Annotated in this window: 14 protein-coding genes and 1 pseudogene; 8 read left to right on the top strand and 7 right to left on the bottom strand. The window is 58.7% G+C overall.

Annotation, left to right across the window (positions count from 1 at the left end; all coding sequences use genetic code 11):
• Window position 1 precedes the first annotated feature (1 nt).
• Both A7J50_RS32325 and A7J50_RS32320 read right to left on the bottom strand, forming a co-directional pair.
• Window positions 2-766, bottom strand: coding sequence for a methyl-accepting chemotaxis protein (locus tag A7J50_RS32325; protein WP_407016290.1), 765 nt, complete (start codon window positions 764-766; stop codon window positions 2-4).
• Between the two features lie 93 nt (window positions 767-859).
• Window positions 860-1,894: pseudogene (locus A7J50_RS32320) on the bottom strand (cache domain-containing protein); the annotation flags it as partial.
• 205 nt (window positions 1,895-2,099) lie between these two features.
• On the opposite strand from A7J50_RS32320, the gene A7J50_RS23470 reads away from it, so the two are divergent.
• Window positions 2,100-3,578 carry a helicase HerA-like domain-containing protein gene (locus A7J50_RS23470; RefSeq protein ID WP_064453941.1) on the top strand — a complete coding sequence of 493 codons (1,479 nt, stop codon included), beginning with the start codon at window positions 2,100-2,102 and terminating at the stop codon, window positions 3,576-3,578.
• Between the two features lie 4 nt (window positions 3,579-3,582).
• Here A7J50_RS23470 and A7J50_RS23465 read toward each other — a convergent pair whose 3' ends face one another.
• Entirely contained in the window at window positions 3,583-4,038 is a 456-nt protein-coding gene (locus tag A7J50_RS23465) for a DUF721 domain-containing protein (RefSeq protein ID WP_064453940.1), read from the bottom strand.
• A gap of 305 nt (window positions 4,039-4,343) precedes the next feature.
• On the opposite strand from A7J50_RS23465, the gene secA reads away from it, so the two are divergent.
• From secA to A7J50_RS23450, 3 genes are all read left to right on the top strand, one after another.
• The gene (gene secA / locus A7J50_RS23460; protein ID WP_064453939.1) at window positions 4,344-7,079 is read left to right on the top strand and encodes a preprotein translocase subunit SecA; all 2,736 of its coding nucleotides are present in this window, start codon (window positions 4,344-4,346) and stop codon (window positions 7,077-7,079) included.
• 122 nt (window positions 7,080-7,201) lie between these two features.
• Window positions 7,202-8,419: a bifunctional glutamate N-acetyltransferase/amino-acid acetyltransferase ArgJ gene (gene argJ, locus A7J50_RS23455; protein ID WP_064453938.1), complete on the top strand. Its 1,218-nt coding sequence runs from the start codon at window positions 7,202-7,204 to the stop codon at window positions 8,417-8,419.
• 20 nt (window positions 8,420-8,439) lie between these two features.
• Window positions 8,440-9,384, top strand: coding sequence for a Nudix family hydrolase (locus A7J50_RS23450; RefSeq protein ID WP_064453937.1), 945 nt, complete (start codon window positions 8,440-8,442; stop codon window positions 9,382-9,384).
• 126 nt (window positions 9,385-9,510) lie between these two features.
• Here the strand turns inward: A7J50_RS23450 and A7J50_RS23445 are convergent, their stop codons facing one another.
• The 3 genes from A7J50_RS23445 to A7J50_RS23435 are packed head-to-tail and all read right to left on the bottom strand — an operon-like array spanning window position 9,511 to window position 13,092.
• Window positions 9,511-10,089, bottom strand: a complete 579-nt coding sequence (locus A7J50_RS23445; protein WP_064453936.1) for a cob(I)yrinic acid a,c-diamide adenosyltransferase — start codon at window positions 10,087-10,089, stop codon at window positions 9,511-9,513.
• Window positions 10,090-10,091: 2 nt separating this feature from the next.
• Window positions 10,092-12,128: a sensor histidine kinase gene (locus A7J50_RS23440; RefSeq protein ID WP_064453935.1), complete on the bottom strand. Its 2,037-nt coding sequence runs from the start codon at window positions 12,126-12,128 to the stop codon at window positions 10,092-10,094.
• Between the two features lie 46 nt (window positions 12,129-12,174).
• The gene (locus tag A7J50_RS23435) at window positions 12,175-13,092 is read right to left on the bottom strand and encodes a putative 2-dehydropantoate 2-reductase (protein WP_064453934.1); all 918 of its coding nucleotides are present in this window, start codon (window positions 13,090-13,092) and stop codon (window positions 12,175-12,177) included.
• 123 nt (window positions 13,093-13,215) lie between these two features.
• Between A7J50_RS23435 and A7J50_RS23430 the strand changes: the two genes are divergently transcribed.
• A complete protein-coding gene (locus tag A7J50_RS23430) occupies window positions 13,216-13,701 on the top strand; it encodes a YajQ family cyclic di-GMP-binding protein (protein WP_053257767.1) in 486 nt (161 codons plus the stop codon).
• Window positions 13,702-13,837: 136 nt separating this feature from the next.
• Window positions 13,838-14,680: a mechanosensitive ion channel family protein gene (locus A7J50_RS23425; RefSeq protein ID WP_064453933.1), complete on the top strand. Its 843-nt coding sequence runs from the start codon at window positions 13,838-13,840 to the stop codon at window positions 14,678-14,680.
• A 190-nt stretch (window positions 14,681-14,870) separates the two neighbouring features.
• On the opposite strand, the gene A7J50_RS23420 is transcribed toward A7J50_RS23425, so the two are convergent.
• A complete protein-coding gene (locus A7J50_RS23420; RefSeq protein ID WP_064453932.1) occupies window positions 14,871-16,169 on the bottom strand; it encodes an OprD family porin in 1,299 nt (432 codons plus the stop codon).
• Window positions 16,170-16,913: 744 nt separating this feature from the next.
• Here A7J50_RS23420 and A7J50_RS23415 point away from each other — a divergent pair.
• Window positions 16,914-17,339 (top strand): HIT domain-containing protein, encoded by a 426-nt coding sequence (locus tag A7J50_RS23415; protein ID WP_064453931.1) that lies wholly within the window; start codon window positions 16,914-16,916, stop codon window positions 17,337-17,339.
• A 3-nt stretch (window positions 17,340-17,342) separates the two neighbouring features.
• A complete protein-coding gene (locus A7J50_RS23410; protein ID WP_053257763.1) occupies window positions 17,343-17,549 on the top strand; it encodes a SlyX family protein in 207 nt (68 codons plus the stop codon).
• Window positions 17,550-17,579 lie beyond the last annotated feature (30 nt).

The raw sequence follows: 17,579 nt of genomic DNA, 5'->3' as shown, positions 1-17,579 counted from the left end.
ATCAGATCCGGAAACTGCCCACCAACTGCTTCAGGCGTGCTGCCTGTTGTTCCAGGTCGGTACAGGCCCGCAGGGTTGAGTGCAGGTTTTCCACACCCTCCTGGTTGAGTGTGTTGATCTCGGTGATGTCCATGTTGATCGACTCCACCACCGAGGTCTGTTCTTCGGTAGCGGTGGCCACTGACTGGTTCATGCCGTCGATCTCGCCAATGCGCTGGGTCACGCTGTTAAGGCGTTCGCCGGCCAGGTTGGCGATGTCCACACTCTCGAGGCTGTGGCGCTGGCTTTCGCTCATGGTGCTGACCGATTCCCGGGCGCCGACTTGCAGCTCTTCAATCATCTTTTGCACTTGTTGCGCCGATTCCTGGGTGCGGTGGGCCAGGTTGCGCACTTCATCGGCCACTACCGCAAACCCGCGCCCGGCTTCCCCTGCACGCGCCGCTTCGATCGCGGCGTTAAGGGCCAGCAGGTTGGTTTGCTGGGAGATGCTGGTAATGACTTCCAGAATTTGCCCGATATTCACGGTCTTGCTGTTGAGCGCTTCAATATTGCTGCTGGAAGCGCTGATCATCGCGGATAACTTGGTCATCGCCGTGATATTGCGATCAACCACTTGCTGGCCGTCTTCGGCCAATTGCCGCGCATCGCTGGCCTGGCCGGAAGCCTGCGCAGCATTACGGGCGATCTCTTGTGCAGCGGCGCCCAGTTCGTTGATGGCGGCGGCGACACTGTTGGTACGGTTGGCCTGCTCGTCGGAATTGACCATGGACGAGTTGGACGCACTGACCACGCGCAGGGCGACTTCGTTGACCTGCTCGGTGGCCGAGGACACTTCGCGAATGGAGGTATGAATCCGTTCCACGAAGCGGTTGAATGCATTACCCAGCGTGCCAAATTCGTCGTGATTCTGGATGCTCAGGCGGCGTGTCAGGTCACCTTCGCCATCGGCGATGTCCTGCATGGCACGGGTCATCACGTGCAAGGGTTGCAACAGCACTCGGATCAGCATGCCGAGCAGCGCGATGATGATCACCACGGCAATGATCGTGGCAATCACGGCCGAGGTGCGGAATTTGCTGAGCATGGCGAAGGATTTGTCTTTATCCACCGAAACGCCCAGGTACCAGTTCACCGACGGCAGGCCCTTGATCGGTGTAAACGTGACGATGTTGTCCTTGCCGTTGGCTTCAACTTCGCTGAAGTCGCCGCTGATTTTCGGTGTGTTTTTCGGGTACACGTCAGCCAGGGTTTTCATCACCAGGTTTTTGTCCGGGTGCACCAGCACTTTGCCATCGGCACTGACCAGGAAGGCATAGCCCATGCCACCGAAGTTCAGTGCGCCGATGTTATCCACCAGGGTTTGCAGGCTCAGGTCGCCGCCCACCACGCCAATGCTCTGGCCGGTCTTGGTACTGCTGGGGGTGGCAACAGAAATGATCAATTGCCCGGTAGCGGCGTCGATGTAGGGTTCGGTCAGGGTCGAGCCGTTGCTGCTCTGGGCGCCTTTGTACCAAGGGCGAACCCGTGGATCGAAGCCATCCGGCATCTTGGTGTCGGGGCGGATGGTGAAGGCGCCTTTGCTGTCACCCACGTAGGTTGCCATGAACGAGGAGGTCAGCGCTTTCTGCTCGAGCAGGCTGGCAACCACACTGGGTTCAGGATTGATGGCGATGTTTTGTGCCGCATTCTCCACCAGGGCAATGCGACCGGTAAGCCAGGTTTGAATATTGCTGGCGGTGACATCGCCCATTTCATGCAGGTAATTATTGAGGTCGTCGCGAATCGCGTTGCGTTGCAGGTAGTCGTTATAGAGGGTAAACAGCGCGAAAGCGGCGATGACGATAAGGGAGGCTGCAAGCAGGATCTTGTGGCTGAAGCGCAGGTTTTTATTCATGGCTTGTAGGGTCCGCTATGGTCTTAATATCCGAAGCGCATCCTCTTGGGATACGCAAAATGACAGCGTCAAAAAAGGTGTGATATTTCTTGTGATAGCTCTGTGGGTCCCTTATAGGAGCTATCTGACCTATTTTTAGACTTTGTGGGTCGTACATCCGTCTGTATCGACCTGGCGGCACTAAAGATTAACCAAAGGTGACGAAATGCCTGATTCCTCGCAACTCCTTATCGGCGCCGGCCTTGACGGCCAACCCATCGCCCAGGCCATGCGTCTGGCCAACCGTCACGGGTTGATTGCCGGCGCCACCGGCACGGGCAAGACCGTCACGTTGCAGCGCCTGGCGGAAGCTTTCAGTGATGCGGGTGTGGCGGTGTTCGCCGCGGATATCAAGGGCGACCTGTGTGGTCTGGGGGCAGCGGCCAACCCGCAAGGTAAAGTGGCCGAGCGCATCGCGGGTATGCCCTTCCTTAACTATACGGCCAAGGCTTATCCGGTGACGCTGTGGGATATCCACGGGCAGTCCGGTCATCCGCTTCGCACCACCATCAGCGAAATGGGGCCGTTATTGCTCGGCAGCCTGTTGGAACTCACCGACAGCCAGCAGTCGGCACTCTATGCCACGTTCAAGGTGGCTGACCGCGAAGGCTTGTTGCTGCTCGACCTCAAAGACCTCAAGGCATTGCTCAACCACTTGCGTTATCACCCGGAGCTGCTGGGCGATGATGCGGCGCTGATGACCACCGGCTCCAGCCAGGCGCTGTTGCGGCGCCTGGCCGTGCTGGAGCAGCAGGGCGCCGAAGCCTTGTTTGGTGAGCCGGCCCTGCAACTTGAGGATATTTTGCAGCCGGCCAGCGATGGCCGTGGGCGCATCCACCTGCTCGACGCCAGCCGATTGGTGCATGAAGCGCCAAAGGTCTACGCGACCTTCCTGCTGTGGCTGCTGGCCGAGCTGTTCGAACAGTTGCCTGAGCGCGGTGACGCCGATAAACCGCTGCTTGCGTTGTTTTTCGACGAGGCGCATTTGTTGTTTGCCGATACACCCAAGGCGTTGCAGGATCGCCTGGAGCAAGTGGTGCGTTTGATCCGGTCCAAAGGGGTAGGTGTGTATTTCGTCACTCAGTCTCCAGGTGATTTGCCGGACACGGTATTGGCGCAATTGGGCTTGCGTATTCAGCACGGTCTGCGTGCGTTCACGACTAAAGAGCAGAAATCCTTGCGCGCCGTGGCGGACGGTTTCCGGCCCAACCCGGCGTTCGATGCCTTGTCGGTACTGACTGAGTTGGGCACCGGTGAGGCATTGGTGGGCACGTTGCAGGAAAAGGGCACACCGGAAGTCGTCCAACGCGTGCTGGTTGCGCCTCCACAGTCGCGAATCGGGCCACTGAGTGAGGCCGAACGTGCGGCATTGATCGCCAGTTCGCCGTTGCTGGGGCGGTATGACAAGCCGATTGACCGGGAGTCGGCCTATGAAGTGCTGATGGCGCGTAAAGAGCTTGGGGTGACCGAAGCGGCGAAGCCCGCGGCCGAAGAGCCGAGCTTTACCGACAAAGCGGGTGCCTTTCTGGGCACTACGGCTGGCAAGGCACTCAAGTCGGCGATGCAGCAGGCCGCCAATCAGATGGGCCGGCAGTTGGTGCGGGGCTTGTTGGGGTCGTTGCTGGGCGGCAGCAAGCGCAAATAGGGGTTCAGGATTTGGGTTTGCCGTGGGCGGCCAACCGCTCGAGCGCCGCGCGCAAGCCCGGATCACTGATCCCGTCAGCCGTAGCCTGAATGGTTTCGGCTGCATTCTCCGAAAGGTCCATCGTATGCCCCACCGCGCCTTGCTGTACGGTGGGTGGCTGCACCTTGAACTGGATACGGGTCAAGCTGGCAAATACATCAAATGCCATCAATTGTCGCTGCAGGCGTTTTTGCTGGTAGCGCAAACGGGTCGCCCAATGGCCGTCGGTGACAATTAACAGCAAATTACCCTCGCGCCAGGACGCCACATGGCAATGCTCGCGGGCGGCAGGTTGCAGCTGGCTTTCTACCAGGCGTTGCAAATGGCCCAAGCGTTGCGCGTGGCCGAAGATGGCTTTCAACGGCTTGGCTTCGCGAAGCAACACGCTGGGAGCGCGGGCTGTAAGAGGGCGAAATGCCATGTTTAGACACCTTAAGTAACAGAGCGGCCATCTTAGCAGAAAGCGCCTGAGCGGCCCCAGGCAATGCGATAACGGGGCAATGCCCGTGAAATCAATAGTTAACTTCTGCGTTCAATGGGTTGAAGTTCCAGCAAAAGCCCTTATTTTAAACAGGCCCTCTCACAGCACCATGCCAGCATCGGGGAACAACGCCACTTTCCTCACCCACGATTCCGGGTAGAATGCGCGTTCGCATGCGGCCGTGAGGGCTGCTCGGGCCACTCACGGTGCGCCCTCCATCCCTATGTGTGGAAGAACCTGCCGATATGTTTGCGCCTTTGTTAAAGAAACTTTTTGGAAGCAAGAATGAGCGCGAAGTCAAACGCATGCTCAAGACGGTGCAGCTGGTTAATGCCTTCGAAGAGCAGATGGTTGCCCTTTCGGACGAGCAATTGCGCGCCAAGACCCAAGAGTTCAAGGCCCGCATAGCCAAAGGTGAAACCCTCGACAAGCTGCTTCCCGAAGCCTTTGCGGTCGCCCGTGAAGCCGGTAAGCGTGTCATGGGCATGCGCCACTTCGACGTCCAGTTGATCGGCGGCATGACCTTGCATGAAGGCATGATTGCCGAAATGCGTACGGGTGAAGGCAAGACCCTGGTGGCAACCCTGGGTGTTTACCTCAACGCACTGTCCGGCAAGGGCGTGCACGTTGTGACGGTGAACGACTACCTGGCCCGCCGGGACGCCAACTGGATGCGCCCGCTGTATGAATTCCTCGGCCTGACCGTCGGCGTGGTAACGCCGTTCCAGCCGCCGGAAGAGAAGCGCGCCGCCTACGCTGCCGACATCACCTACGGCACCAACAACGAATTCGGTTTCGACTACCTGCGCGACAACATGGCGTTCAGCATGGAAGAAAAATTCCAGCGCGAACTCAACTTTGCCGTGATCGACGAAGTCGACTCCATCCTGATCGACGAAGCCCGTACCCCGCTTATCATCTCCGGCCAGGCCGAAGACAGCTCGCGCCTGTACACCGAGATCAACAAGTTGGTCCCGCGTCTGGAGCAGCACATCGAGGAAGTGGAAGGCGTGGTGACCAAAGAAGGTCACTTCACCATCGACGAGAAGACTCGTCAGGTCGAACTCAACGAAGCCGGTCACCAGTTTGTCGAAGACATGCTGACCCAGATCGGCGAGCTGGCCGAGGGTGAAAGCCTGTACTCGGCGCACAACCTGGGCCTGTTGACCCACGTGTATGCCGGCCTGCGCGCCCACAAGCTGTTCCATCGCAACGTTGAATACATCGTCCAGGACGGCCAGGTCGTACTGGTTGACGAACACACTGGCCGTACCATGCCGGGTCGTCGTCTGTCCGAAGGCCTGCACCAGGCTATCGAAGCGAAGGAAGGGCTCAACATCCAGGCTGAAAGCCAGACGTTGGCCTCCACTACCTTCCAGAACTACTTCCGTCTGTACAACAAGCTGTCCGGCATGACCGGTACGGCCGACACCGAAGCGTTCGAATTCCACCAGATCTACAGCCTGGCCGTGATGGTGATTCCACCGAACAAGCCGCTGGCGCGTAAAGATTTCAACGACCTGGTGTTCCTGACTGCCGAAGAGAAATACGCGGCAATCATCAACGACATCAAGGACGGCATGGCCCAGGGTCGTCCGATCCTGGTGGGTACCGCCACCATCGAAACTTCCGAGCACGTGTCCAACCTGCTTAACAAGGAAGGTATCGAGCACAAGGTCCTCAACGCCAAGTTCCACGAAAAAGAAGCCGAGATCATCGCCCAGGCCGGTCGCCCAGGCGCACTCACCATCGCCACCAACATGGCCGGTCGTGGTACCGACATCCTGTTGGGCGGTAACTGGGAAGTGGAAGTGGCCTCGCTCGACAACCCGACCCCTGAGCAGATCGCCCAGATCAAGGCCGACTGGCAGAAACGCCACCAGGCTGTGCTCGAATCCGGCGGCTTGCAGGTCATCGCGTCCGAGCGTCACGAGTCGCGCCGTATCGACAACCAGCTGCGTGGTCGTGCCGGTCGTCAGGGTGACGCCGGTTCCAGCCGTTTCTACCTGTCGCTGGAAGACAGCCTGATGCGTATCTTCGCCTCGGACCGGGTGAAGAACTTCATGAAAGCCCTGGGCATGCAGTCCGGTGAAGCTATCGAGCACCGCATGGTGACCAACGCCATCGAGAAGGCCCAGCGCAAGGTAGAAGGCCGTAACTTCGACATTCGCAAGCAACTGCTTGAGTTCGATGACGTCAACAACGAACAGCGTAAAGTGATCTATCACATGCGTAACACGTTGCTGGCCGCCGACAACATTGGCGAGACCATTGCCGATTTCCGTCAGGACGTGCTCAACGCCACCGTCAGCGCCCATATCCCGCCACAGTCCCTGCCTGAGCAGTGGGATGTTGCCGGCCTGGAAGCCGCGTTGAAGAACGACTTCGGTGTCGACTTGCCGGTTCAACAGTGGCTGGACGAAGACGATCACCTGTACGAAGAAACCCTGCGCGAGAAGCTGATGACCGAGCTGCTCGCCGCGTACAACGAGAAAGAAGAGCAGGCGAGTGCGGAAGCACTGCGTACCTTCGAGAAACAAATCGTACTGCGCGTGCTGGACGACCTGTGGAAAGACCACCTGTCGACCATGGACCACCTGCGTCACGGTATCCACCTGCGTGGCTATGCCCAGAAGAACCCGAAGCAAGAGTACAAGCGTGAGTCGTTCACCCTGTTCTCCGAGCTGCTGGATTCGATCAAGCGCGATTCGATTCGTGTGCTGTCCCACGTTCAAGTGCGTCGCGAAGACCCGATCGAGGAAGAAGCTCGCCTGCGTCAGGAAGCCGAAGCACTAGCCGCGCGCATGCAGTTCCAGCATGACGAAGCACCAGGTCTGGAAGCGCCGGAAGTCTTGGGCGAGGAGGTCGATGTGGCCTTGGCTCAAGCCCCGGTTCGCAATGATCAGAAGCTGGGTCGCAACGAACTGTGCTGGTGCGGTTCGGGCAAGAAGTTCAAACACTGCCACGGCGAAATCAACTAAGATTTTTGCCTGACGCTGCAACACCCCGCGCCGCGACCGGCTTTTGCCGTCGCGGCGTTTTGCCATTAATTCACCGTCGATAGCGACGGCACACACATCACCTATTTTTAAGGAGCGCATTCATGGCTGTTGGTCTTGGTCCTTTGCCCACATTGCACCCGGTTGCCGGTTTTGAACTCGGTATCGCTTCGGCCGGCATCAAACGCCCGGGGCGCAAGGATGTGGTGGTGATGCGCTGTGCCGAAGGCTCGACTGTCGCGGGTGTGTTCACCCTTAATGCCTTCTGCGCTGCACCGGTTATCCTGGCCAAGCAACGCGTTGCCGGCCCGATCCGTTACCTGCTGACCAACACCGGCAATGCCAACGCCGGTACCGGCGAGCCTGGTCTGGTCGCCGCAGCCCGCACCTGCGCCAAGCTGGCGCAACTGGCCGGCGTCGACGCCAGCCAAGTGCTGCCTTACTCCACCGGCGTGATCGGTGAGCCGCTGCCTGTGGAAAAGATCGAAGGTGCATTGCAAGCGGCACTAGACGACCTGTCTGTGGATAACTGGGCTGCCGCGGCCACCGGCATCATGACCACCGACACGCTGCCCAAGGGCGCGAGCCGTCAGTTCGTGCACGACGGCGTGACCGTTACTGTGACCGGCATCAGCAAGGGCGCTGGCATGATCCGTCCGAACATGGCCACCATGCTCGGCTATATTGCCACCGACGCCAAAGTCTCCCGCGACGTGCTGCAGCGCCTGATGCTGGACGGCGCCAACAAGTCGTTCAACCGCATTACCATCGATGGTGACACCTCGACCAACGACTGCTGCATGCTGATCGCTACCGGCCAGGCCAACCTGCCGCAAATCACCTCCACCGAGGGCCCGCTGTTCGCGGCGCTGAAACAGGCAGTGTTCGAGGTGTGCATGGACGTGGCCCAGGCCATCGTGCGTGACGGTGAGGGCGCGACCAAGTTCGTCACCGTTGAAGTCAACGGCGGCGGCAATCACCAGGAATGCCTGGATGTTGGCTACACCGTGGCGCATTCGCCGCTGATCAAGACCGCTTTGTTCGCCTCCGACCCGAACTGGGGCCGTATCCTCGCAGCCGTTGGCCGTGCCGGCGTGCCTGACCTGGACGTGAGCAAGATCGACGTATTCCTCGGCGACGTGTGCATTGCCAGCCGTGGTGCTCGCGCCGAAACCTACACCGAGGCCCAAGGCTCGGCAGTGATGCAGCAGGAAGAAATCACCATCCGTATCGAGCTGGGTCGCGGCGAGTGCAGCGAAACCATCTGGACCACCGACCTGTCCCACGAGTACGTGAAGATCAATGCGGAATACCGCACCTGATAGCCAAGAGGATAAGCGCGGTGAAACGAGTGCATGTAGCAGCAGCAGTGATCCGCGGTGTCGATGGCAGAATCCTGCTGGCGCGCCGCGCGGATACTCAGCATCAGGGCGGCCTTTGGGAGTTCCCCGGCGGCAAGGTGGAGGCTGAGGAATCGGTCGCCACTGCGCTGTCCCGCGAGTTGAAGGAAGAGCTGGGCATTCAGGTCACCACAGCGCGACCGCTGATCAAGGTGCAGCATGACTACTCGGACAAGCAGGTGTTGCTGGATGTCTGGGAAGTATCGGCCTTTACCGGCGAGCCCCATGGTGCCGAAGGGCAACCGTTGGAATGGGTTGCTCCTCGGGATTTGCCCAACTATGAGTTCCCTGCGGCCAATGCCCCGATCGTTGCGGCGGCACGGTTACCGGCCGAGTACCTGATTACCCCGGGTGAGCTGGAGACCCCGACGCTGTTGCGCGGTATTCAAAAAGCCATCGCGGGTGGCATCAAGCTGATTCAACTGCGTGCGCCCAATGGTTACGACCCTAAATACCGTGACTTGGCGGTGGACGCTGTAGGCCTGTGTGCCGGCAAGGCGCAGTTGATGCTCAAGGGGCCGTTTGAATGGCTGGGGGATTTCCCGGCGGCGGGCTGGCATATGACTTCAGCGCAGTTGCGTAAATATGCGAGCAAGGGCCGTCCGCTGCCGAAGGATCGCTGGTTGGCGGCCTCGTGCCATAACGCCGAAGAACTGGCGCTGGCGCGAATGATGGATGTGGATTTCGTCACGCTGTCGCCGGTGCAACCGACCCAGACTCATCCTGATGCCCAGCCACTGGGTTGGGAGCAGGCGGCAGAGTTGATACGTGGGTTCAGCAAGCCGGTGTTTCTGTTGGGTGGGGTTGGGCCTGCCGAGCGGGAACAGGCTTGGGAAGCCGGTGCTCAGGGTGTGGCGGGCATTCGGGCGTTCTGGCCTGAGGTTTAATGTTGTTCTGACGGGCTTCTTCGCGAGCAAGCCCGCTCCCACACTCGACCGAGTTCCACCCTTGGAACCCGGTTAAATGTGGGAGCTGGCTTGCCTGCGATGAGGCCCTATCAGTCGCAAAAAATATCAGTGGGGCTTCGCCGCCGCCTGCCACAACACCTCCGCAACACCCTGGCGCTTGGCAATCACCCTGGCGGCCACAAACAACAAATCCGACAGCCGATTGATATACGCCAACCCCAAGCCTTCCAACGGCTCAACCGCATTCAAATGCTGACACCGCCGTTCCGCACTGCGCGCTACGCTGCGGCACACATGGGCCTGGGCAATCAGCGCTGAACCACCGGGCAGGATGAAGTTCTCCAAAGGCCCGACTTCCTCGTTCCAGCGATCAATCGCGGCTTCCAGCCGATCGATTTCGGCCGCATTCAACGCCTTGTACACCGGCATTGCCAGTTCACCGCCGAGGTCGAACAAACGATGTTGGCAAGGGGTGAGCACCTCAATCACATCCGTCAGTGCCGGATGTTTGCCGCTCTGTTCTTCAAGATTGGCCAGCAGCAAACCCAACTGACTGTTCAGCGTGTCGACCTCGCCAATCGCTTCCACCCGAGGGTGGTCCTTGGGGACGCGGCGGCCGTCGCCGAGGCCCGTCTCGCCCTTGTCGCCGGTGCGGGTGTAGATCTTCGACAGGCGAAAGCCCATGGTCATTGCTCCAGTTGAGTCAGTTCATTGGGTGGCATTTGGCTGCCGGCCAAAGGCAGGCGCAGCGTGAAGCAGGTGCCCTGGCCGAGGGTGGAGTGCACCTCCATCTGGCCCTTATGGTTGTTGGTGATGATGAAGTACGACACCGACAGCCCAAGCCCGGTGCCTTGGCCAATTTCCTTGGTGGTGAAAAACGGCTCGAAGGTGCGTTTGCGCACGTTTTCACTCATGCCGATGCCGTTGTCTTCCACCTGGATCTCCGCCCACGGCGGATTGAGGCGGGTGCGCAGGATGATTCGTCCCGGCTCGCGGTCGTCTTCGCGCAGGTGAATGGCCTGGGCGGCGTTTTTCAGCAAGTTGAGCAGCACCTGTTCCAGTTCGTTGGCCGTGCCGGGAACCGGGCCCAGTTGCGGGTCAAACTGGCGAATGATCGCCTGGCCTTTGAAGTCGAAGCCGATCGTCAGGTCGAAGTCATTACCGGCAATTTCCACGGCCTGATCGATCAGTGCCGGCAAATCGCAAGGCGCCATCTGGCGATTACTGCGGCGACTGAAACTGAGCATGTGGGTAACGATTTTCGCCGCTCGGGCGCCAGCTTGCTGAATGCCATCGAGCAGTTGCGGTACTTCGCGGCTTTGCAGGTAGTGGTTGACCGTGTCCAGCTCGAGGCCCGCCTGTTCGGCATACTCCAGGTTCTTGGGCAGGTCGGGGGATAGGCGGCGGCGGATATTCTGCACGTTATGCAGGATAGCCCCCAGCGGGTTGTTGATCTCATGGGCCATGCCCGCGGCAAGGCCGCCGACGGAGAGCATTTTTTCCGACTGCACCATCATTTCTTCCAGGGACAAGCGCTGGGTGATGTCGTCGATACGAATGACCACGCCGCGCCCGGCGCCGCCCATCAATGGATAGAAGGTCAGGGCGTAATGCTTGGGCTCGTCATCCTTGACCCACGTGACCCGCTCAATGCGCTCCACCGTGTGCTGCTCAACCGTCGCCTTGATTTGCGGCAGGTAGGGCTTGAGCGGCTGGAACGCAAGGAAGATCGGCTGATTCAACGCTTCATCCAGGCGCGTGCCGGAAAGGGCAGTCGCTTCCTGGTTCCACTGGGTGACATAAAGCTGTTCGTCCAGCGCGATCAACGCCGATGGCATCGAGTCGATGATGCTGTTCAGGTAGTTCTGGAAACCGGTGAGTTTTTTCTCGATCTTGCTGCGAACCTGGACTTCGAGTTCCAGCTTGCGGTTGGTATGGCGTGTCTCCTCGGCCAGGCCTTGGGCCTGGTCGTACGCAGCCTGTGAGTCGTCGCGCGCACGTTTGAGCTGCTGCTCGCGGGCTTCGATACGCGACAACATGGTGTTGAACGCTTCGGCCAGGCTGCCGATTTCATCATGGTTGCCACGTCCGGCGCGCAGGGCGTAGTTCTCCTCGCGAGTCACCTGGCGCGACAGTTCTTCCAGTTCGTGGATCGGGCGAGTGATCAGGCGTTTGATCTGCCGGGCGATGACCAGCCAGAGCAACACACTGAAAATCAGGATGCCCAGGCTGGCGGTCAACGTGCCGGTATAGAAGGCCATCGGTAGCTCACTGCTGGCCACCAACAGTAAATGCCCGGAAGGCTGGCCGGCACGGGGCAGGGTGATGACCTGGTTGCTGCGAAACTCGGTCAGGCGCCACGCCTCGATATGCCGGTAGTTGTCCGGCAGATGCAGGCGATTGCCATGCTGCATCTGCGCCAGGCGGGTGCCCTCGCCGTCGTACAACGCCGCCGCGCGCAACGGCGAATAGCTGGTCAGCTCATTGAGCAGGGCGTCGGCCTTGGCTGGGGACTCGAGGGCTTCGGCGGCAAGTGACGGGCTCGAAACCAGCCGACCGATGGCCTGCAGTGCCTGGGGCGCCATGCTTTCCTGGGAGATCCAATAGGCGGCACTGATAAACGTCAGGTTGGCCACCAGCAATACAGTGGTCAACAGCACCAGCAGGGCGGCCAGCAGTTTCTGCCCTACCGGTAGATTTTCAAGACGCTGGCGCAGTGGCATCAGGGTTTTTCCAGGTGATAGACAGGTAGGCAGGGTAGCGCGTGCCTCAGTCGCTGGCCAATCCGCGTGCGTGCAAGTAGTCGACCAGGCGCGCCTGCACCTGTTGCAGATGCGGCAGCACCAATTGATGGCGGGCAGCCGCCAGGCAGGCATAGCCCAGCAGGTAGCTGATTTCGGTGCGCCGGGCGTTGGCCACGTCCTGATACATGGAGGAGTAATTGGCGGCAGTGGCCTGGATCACCCTTTCCACTTCGCTTTGCAAATGTTCGGCGGCAGCCGGTTGACCGCAGCATTCAAGCAACTCGGCCAACTCGGCGCACAGGGTCGCGACTTCACACTGATGGGCTTGCAAGCCGCCGTTGCGGCACTGGTAAAGCACGGTTAACGGGTTGATCGCGCAATTAAGGGCCAGCTTGCGCCACAGACGGGTGAGGATATCGGTGCTCCATTCGTGGGGGATGCCGGCGGTGTGCAGGTCTTCCAGCCATAGCGGCGCAGTAGGGTGGCCCACGTCCCCCAGCCAGGTGTAGCCATGGCCCGCAAACACTACGCGCCAGTCGCCGTCGCGGAATGCGCCTTCGGTACTGGAGGCAAAGAGGCAGCGAGCCTGGGGCAGTTGCGCGGCTACCGCGTCCTGGCTGCCGAGGCCGTTTTGCAGCAGGATCAGTTCGGCGTTCGGCACCAATCGGTGTTGCAACTGTGCGATGGCGCTCTGGGCATCGTAGGCTTTGCACGCCACCAGCAGCCGATGAATCGGCTCGGGGCTGTCAGGTGTTTCGCCGATCACTGGGTAGGTGCTTTCTACTCCTTGCTCCACCAGGGTCAGGCCTTTTGCGCTCTGATAGCTGGCCAGGCGGGTTTGATCGCGCAAGATCAGCCTGACGGGCACGCCCGCGCGCGCCAGTCGTGTGGCCCACAGTGTGCCCAGGCTGCCGGCGCCGAGAATATGCCAGGTGGTCGACATGAGTTTGTGCTCCGTAGGGTCGCTCACAGTGAACGGGGCGAAAGAACCGCTATAATGCCTGCGCATTTTAGCTCGGGCGCGCTCCATCTCTACTGAGCCCGCCCCTTATATTGGAGAAATGACATGCCTTCGTTCGACGTGGTATCCGAACTGGACAAACACGAAGTCACCAACGCCGTCGAGAACGCCGTCAAGGAACTGGACCGTCGCTATGACTTGAAAGGCAAGGGCAGCTTCGAATTCAAGGAAAAGGAACTGACCGTCAACCTGACCGCTGAAGCCGATTTCCAGCTGGAAGCGATGATCGAGATCCTTAAGTTGTCCCTGGTCAAGCGCAAGATCGACGCGCAGTGCCTTGAAATCAAAGAAGCCTATGCTTCCGGCAAGCTGATGAAGCAGGAAGCGGTTCTCAAGGAAGGCATCGACAAAGAGCTGGCGAAGAAGATCGTTGCTCATGTGAAGGATGCCAAGCTGAAAGTCCAGGCCGCCATCCAGGGTGAGCAGGTTCGCATCACTGGCAAGAAACGGGATGATTTGCAGGAAGCAATCGCTGCCCTGCGCGCGAAGACCTTCGACATGCCGCTGCAGTTCAATAACTTCCGCGACTGATGGCACATTGTGGAACCTGTGGGCGTTTTTGACGTCCCACGCCCCAGAACCTGCGCCTACACTTGAGCCCTACGGGGCTCAATTGCGTTTTCAGGTAGTCAATAAAGCCGCACATCCGCAAAACTGGAGAATGTAGATGGATTTGAATGCTGAAGTGGATCGCCTGATCAAGACCTCGCAGTCTTGGATCCCGATGATTATGGAATATGGCAGCCGGGTGTTGCTGGCGGTAATCACCCTGGCCATCGGCTGGTGGCTCATCAACCGACTGACGCACCGGGTGGGACGCTTGCTGGCGCTGCGTAACGCGGACTTGGCACTGCAGCATTTTATTACCAGCCTTGCGAATATCGCGCTGAAAGTCATGCTGATCGTCAGCGTGGCATCGATGATTGGCGTGGCAACAACCTCGTTCGTCGCCGCGATCGGTGCGGCTACCCTGGCGATCGGCCTGGCGCTGCAAGGCAGCCTGGCCAACTTCGCCGGTGGTGTGCTGATTCTGCTGTTCCGCCCGTTCCGCATCGGTGACTGGATTGAAGCCCAAGGCACTTCCGGCACTGTCGACAGCATCCAGATCTTCCATACCGTGCTGCGTACCGGTGACAACAAAACCGTGATCGTGCCGAACGGTATTCTCTCCAACGGCATCATCACCAACACCAACCGTCAGCCTACCCGCAAGGTGGTGTTCGACGTGGGTGTCGACTATGAAGCCGACCTGCAGAAAGCCCGTGAAGTGCTGCTGGAACTGGCGAAAGACCCGCGCGTAATGGCTGACCCGGCGGCAGTGGTCGTGGTGTCGACCCTGGGCGATAGCTCGATCACGGTGTCGTTGCGTTGCTGGACCAAGACTGCAGATTATTGGGACGTTGTGTTCATGCTGAATGAACTGTCGCGTGACCGCCTGAAAGGCGCGGGGATTGATATTCCGTTCCCGCAGCGAGTGATTCGCGTGATGCAGGAACCGGTTGCAAAATAACTAAGCAGCAGGACGTCGAACTTGGCCGATAGGTCAGGTTCGATGCAAGCGTTTAATCTCGTTAGTTAGCTTGCTAGTTATGTCGCCATTGAAATAAAACTGCAATAAAAAAGCCGCTCCTTTGCATGCAAGGGAGCGGCTTTTTAGTTAAGGCCGAAGCCTTAAGTCATCGTTGTAATCAAACAGCCAATTACAAGATGTTCAGCGGGTATTGCGCGATCAGACGCAGCTCGTCGATAGACGCCGAACCGTAGTACACGCCGTCAGACGAACGATAGGTCGCTTGACGTACGCGCAGGCTCAGGTCTTTCGCTGGGCCGCTCTGGATCACGTATTTGGCTTCGATATCACGTTCCCATTCTTTGGCATTGGTGGTGGTGCCGTTGTCGGCGCCGCTGCCAGTGACATAGCGGGTCATGAAGCTCAGGCCTGGAACGCCGAATTTGGCCATGTTCAGGTCGTAGCGAGCTTGCCAGGATTTTTCACCCTCGGCGTTGAAGTCGGAACGCGCAACGGAGTTAGCCAGGAAGATCGAGCCGCCGCCGTCTACGCCGTAGCCGTAGTCGCCATCACCGCTAACCTTCTGATAGGCCAGGGTAAAGGTGTGAGCGTCGAGGGTGTACGCGCCTTGCAAGCTGAATGCACGGTTGTTGAGCTTGGTGGTGTTGTCTTTTTCAGCGCGTTGCAGGCCGGCGCCATCGCTTTTGGTGTCGTAGATGTTGAAGTCAACGGCCACCGACTGGTTGTCGGTAAGCGCGTGGGTCCAGTTCACGTTGGCGTAGAGTTTCTTCCAATAGTCTTCGACTTTCGAGTAGTAGAGGCTGGTGGTGAACTCAGGCGTCCAGGCGTAAACGCCACCCACGAAGTTAGCATCTCTCAGGCCGCGACCGGTGTTGGGTTCGGAGCTGCTGATACTGTCTTTGTAGGTGTGGTCCTGGGCAACGATCGAGGTGAAGTGACCGGCTTCAAGTTTCAGGTCTTTGATTTCGTTGCTGGTCAGAGAGAAGCCTTGCGGCAGCTCTGGAAGCAGACGGCTGTCATCGGAGGCGAACACCGGTGCGGTGGTGTATTGATCACCCACTTTCAGCACGGTGTTGGAAATACGGAACTTAACCGCAGCGCCGCCTTTGGAGTAATCGTCTTCGGAGCGACCGTCAGAACCGGTAGGGAACAGGCCGGTACCGGCGCGACCCTTGCCGCTGTCGAGCTTGACGCCCAAAAGGCCAATGGCATCAACACCGACACCAATGGTGCCTTGGGTAAAGCCGGATTGGTACAGGCCGTTGAAACCAAGACCGGTTTCTTCGGTGCGGCTTTGGCCGGAGTCGTTGTTGCGCTTGTCACGGCTGAAATACAGCAACCGGGTGTTGATGCTGAAAGTGCTGTCTTCAACAAAACCCTTGGCGTCGTCTTGTGCGGACGCCATTGCGTATTGCGAGGTGCCTGCTGAAACAGCCAGGGCGATCATGCTCCACTTCATCACGCGCATCGTGATTTGCTCCTTTGGTTTTAGGAAGAGTACTGCCGTCCCACCTGTATTTTTATCTGGGCGGCTCTTTCTTTTTTGTGTCGGCGCAAAGTTATATCACGCAGACCCTATTGACGATACTTACCCATCTATCCTTTCAGCTTCTTTACGAGGCTGTCGTAAATTGCTAGTTCCATGTCGCAAATTCACAGCCCGAATGTAACAAGGCTGACAACTTAAGTGCTGTTTTCAGACCGCTTTCGAAGTTTGAATTCGTCCTTGATGTGCACTCAAACGCTGCTGATTTTTATCGCGAAACACCTGCTTCCAGGCGGGTGCCCTTGCCGACTATACGGGTGTCAATGCAACAAGCGTGCACAAAGCGGTAACCGAATGTCATTTTTTCGTGAAAACCGTTACGGCAGTGTAAAAACCGCATAAGCACGGGCTTCTTACGTCGTTTGGTTTGGGCTTGACGCCCGGGTATGTCACCGGTGAGGAGGTACATAAATCCTGCGCCAGAACAAAACGTTACCGGTTCACCCCCTTGAGTGGGTAGTTTGCGGATCTCTTTGAAGCACAGGTGGGTCATTTTGGTGCACCCCGTTCAGGCCCGAATCAGCGTAGCTCAATTATTCGGCTGCCTCGAAAGGGTGCAGGTTTTTTATTCGGTTGCATCACGGCTCCCCTGCATTCGCTGTGAAGCCTCAAGCATTCAAAGGTATGCTGGGCACCTGATATCGACCTGCCGAACGGAGTGCCCGCGTGTTCGCCTTAGATCAACGCCTGCAACAAGACACACTGGCCATTGGGGACTTTCCGCTCTGTCGCCTGCTGTTGTCCAAAGACTCGAATTACCCCTGGTTCATCCTGGTGCCGCGCATTGAGGGTATCAGTGAAGTGTTTCAGCTGGATGTCGCAGATCAACAAACACTGTGGCAAGAAACAACGGCCTTGGCGCAACTGCTCAATGAAGGCTTTGTGGCCGACAAGATGAACATTGGCGCCTTGGGCAACGTTGTCAGCCAACTGCATGTGCATGTGATTGTGCGCAAACGGGATGACGCCGCGTGGCCCGCACCGGTCTGGGGCAAGCACCCGACCCAGCCTTATACCGAGGAGCAAGTGGCGGCGATTCGCAGCCGACTGCGCGTGTTATTGCCCGCCGGCTTCATCTTTACCCAGGACTGACTCATGGACCTGCAAGAACGCGTCACCGACCTGGAAAGCCGCCTGGCCTTTCAGGACGACACCATCGATACCCTCAATGGCATCCTCGTCGCTCAGCAACGTGCGGTTGAGCGCCTGCAACTGCAGATGATGGCGCTGCTCAAGCGCCAGGAAGAAATGGGTGGCCAGTTCGAGTCATCCGAAGAAGAGGCGCCGCCGCCTCACTATTAATAAGCACGCAATAAAAAACCGCGACCCAGC

Origin of the sequence: Pseudomonas antarctica, assembly GCF_001647715.1 — a bacterium.
GTDB lineage: Bacteria > Pseudomonadota > Gammaproteobacteria > Pseudomonadales > Pseudomonadaceae > Aquipseudomonas > Aquipseudomonas antarctica_A.
This window is presented reverse-complemented; position numbering and strand designations above follow the sequence as displayed.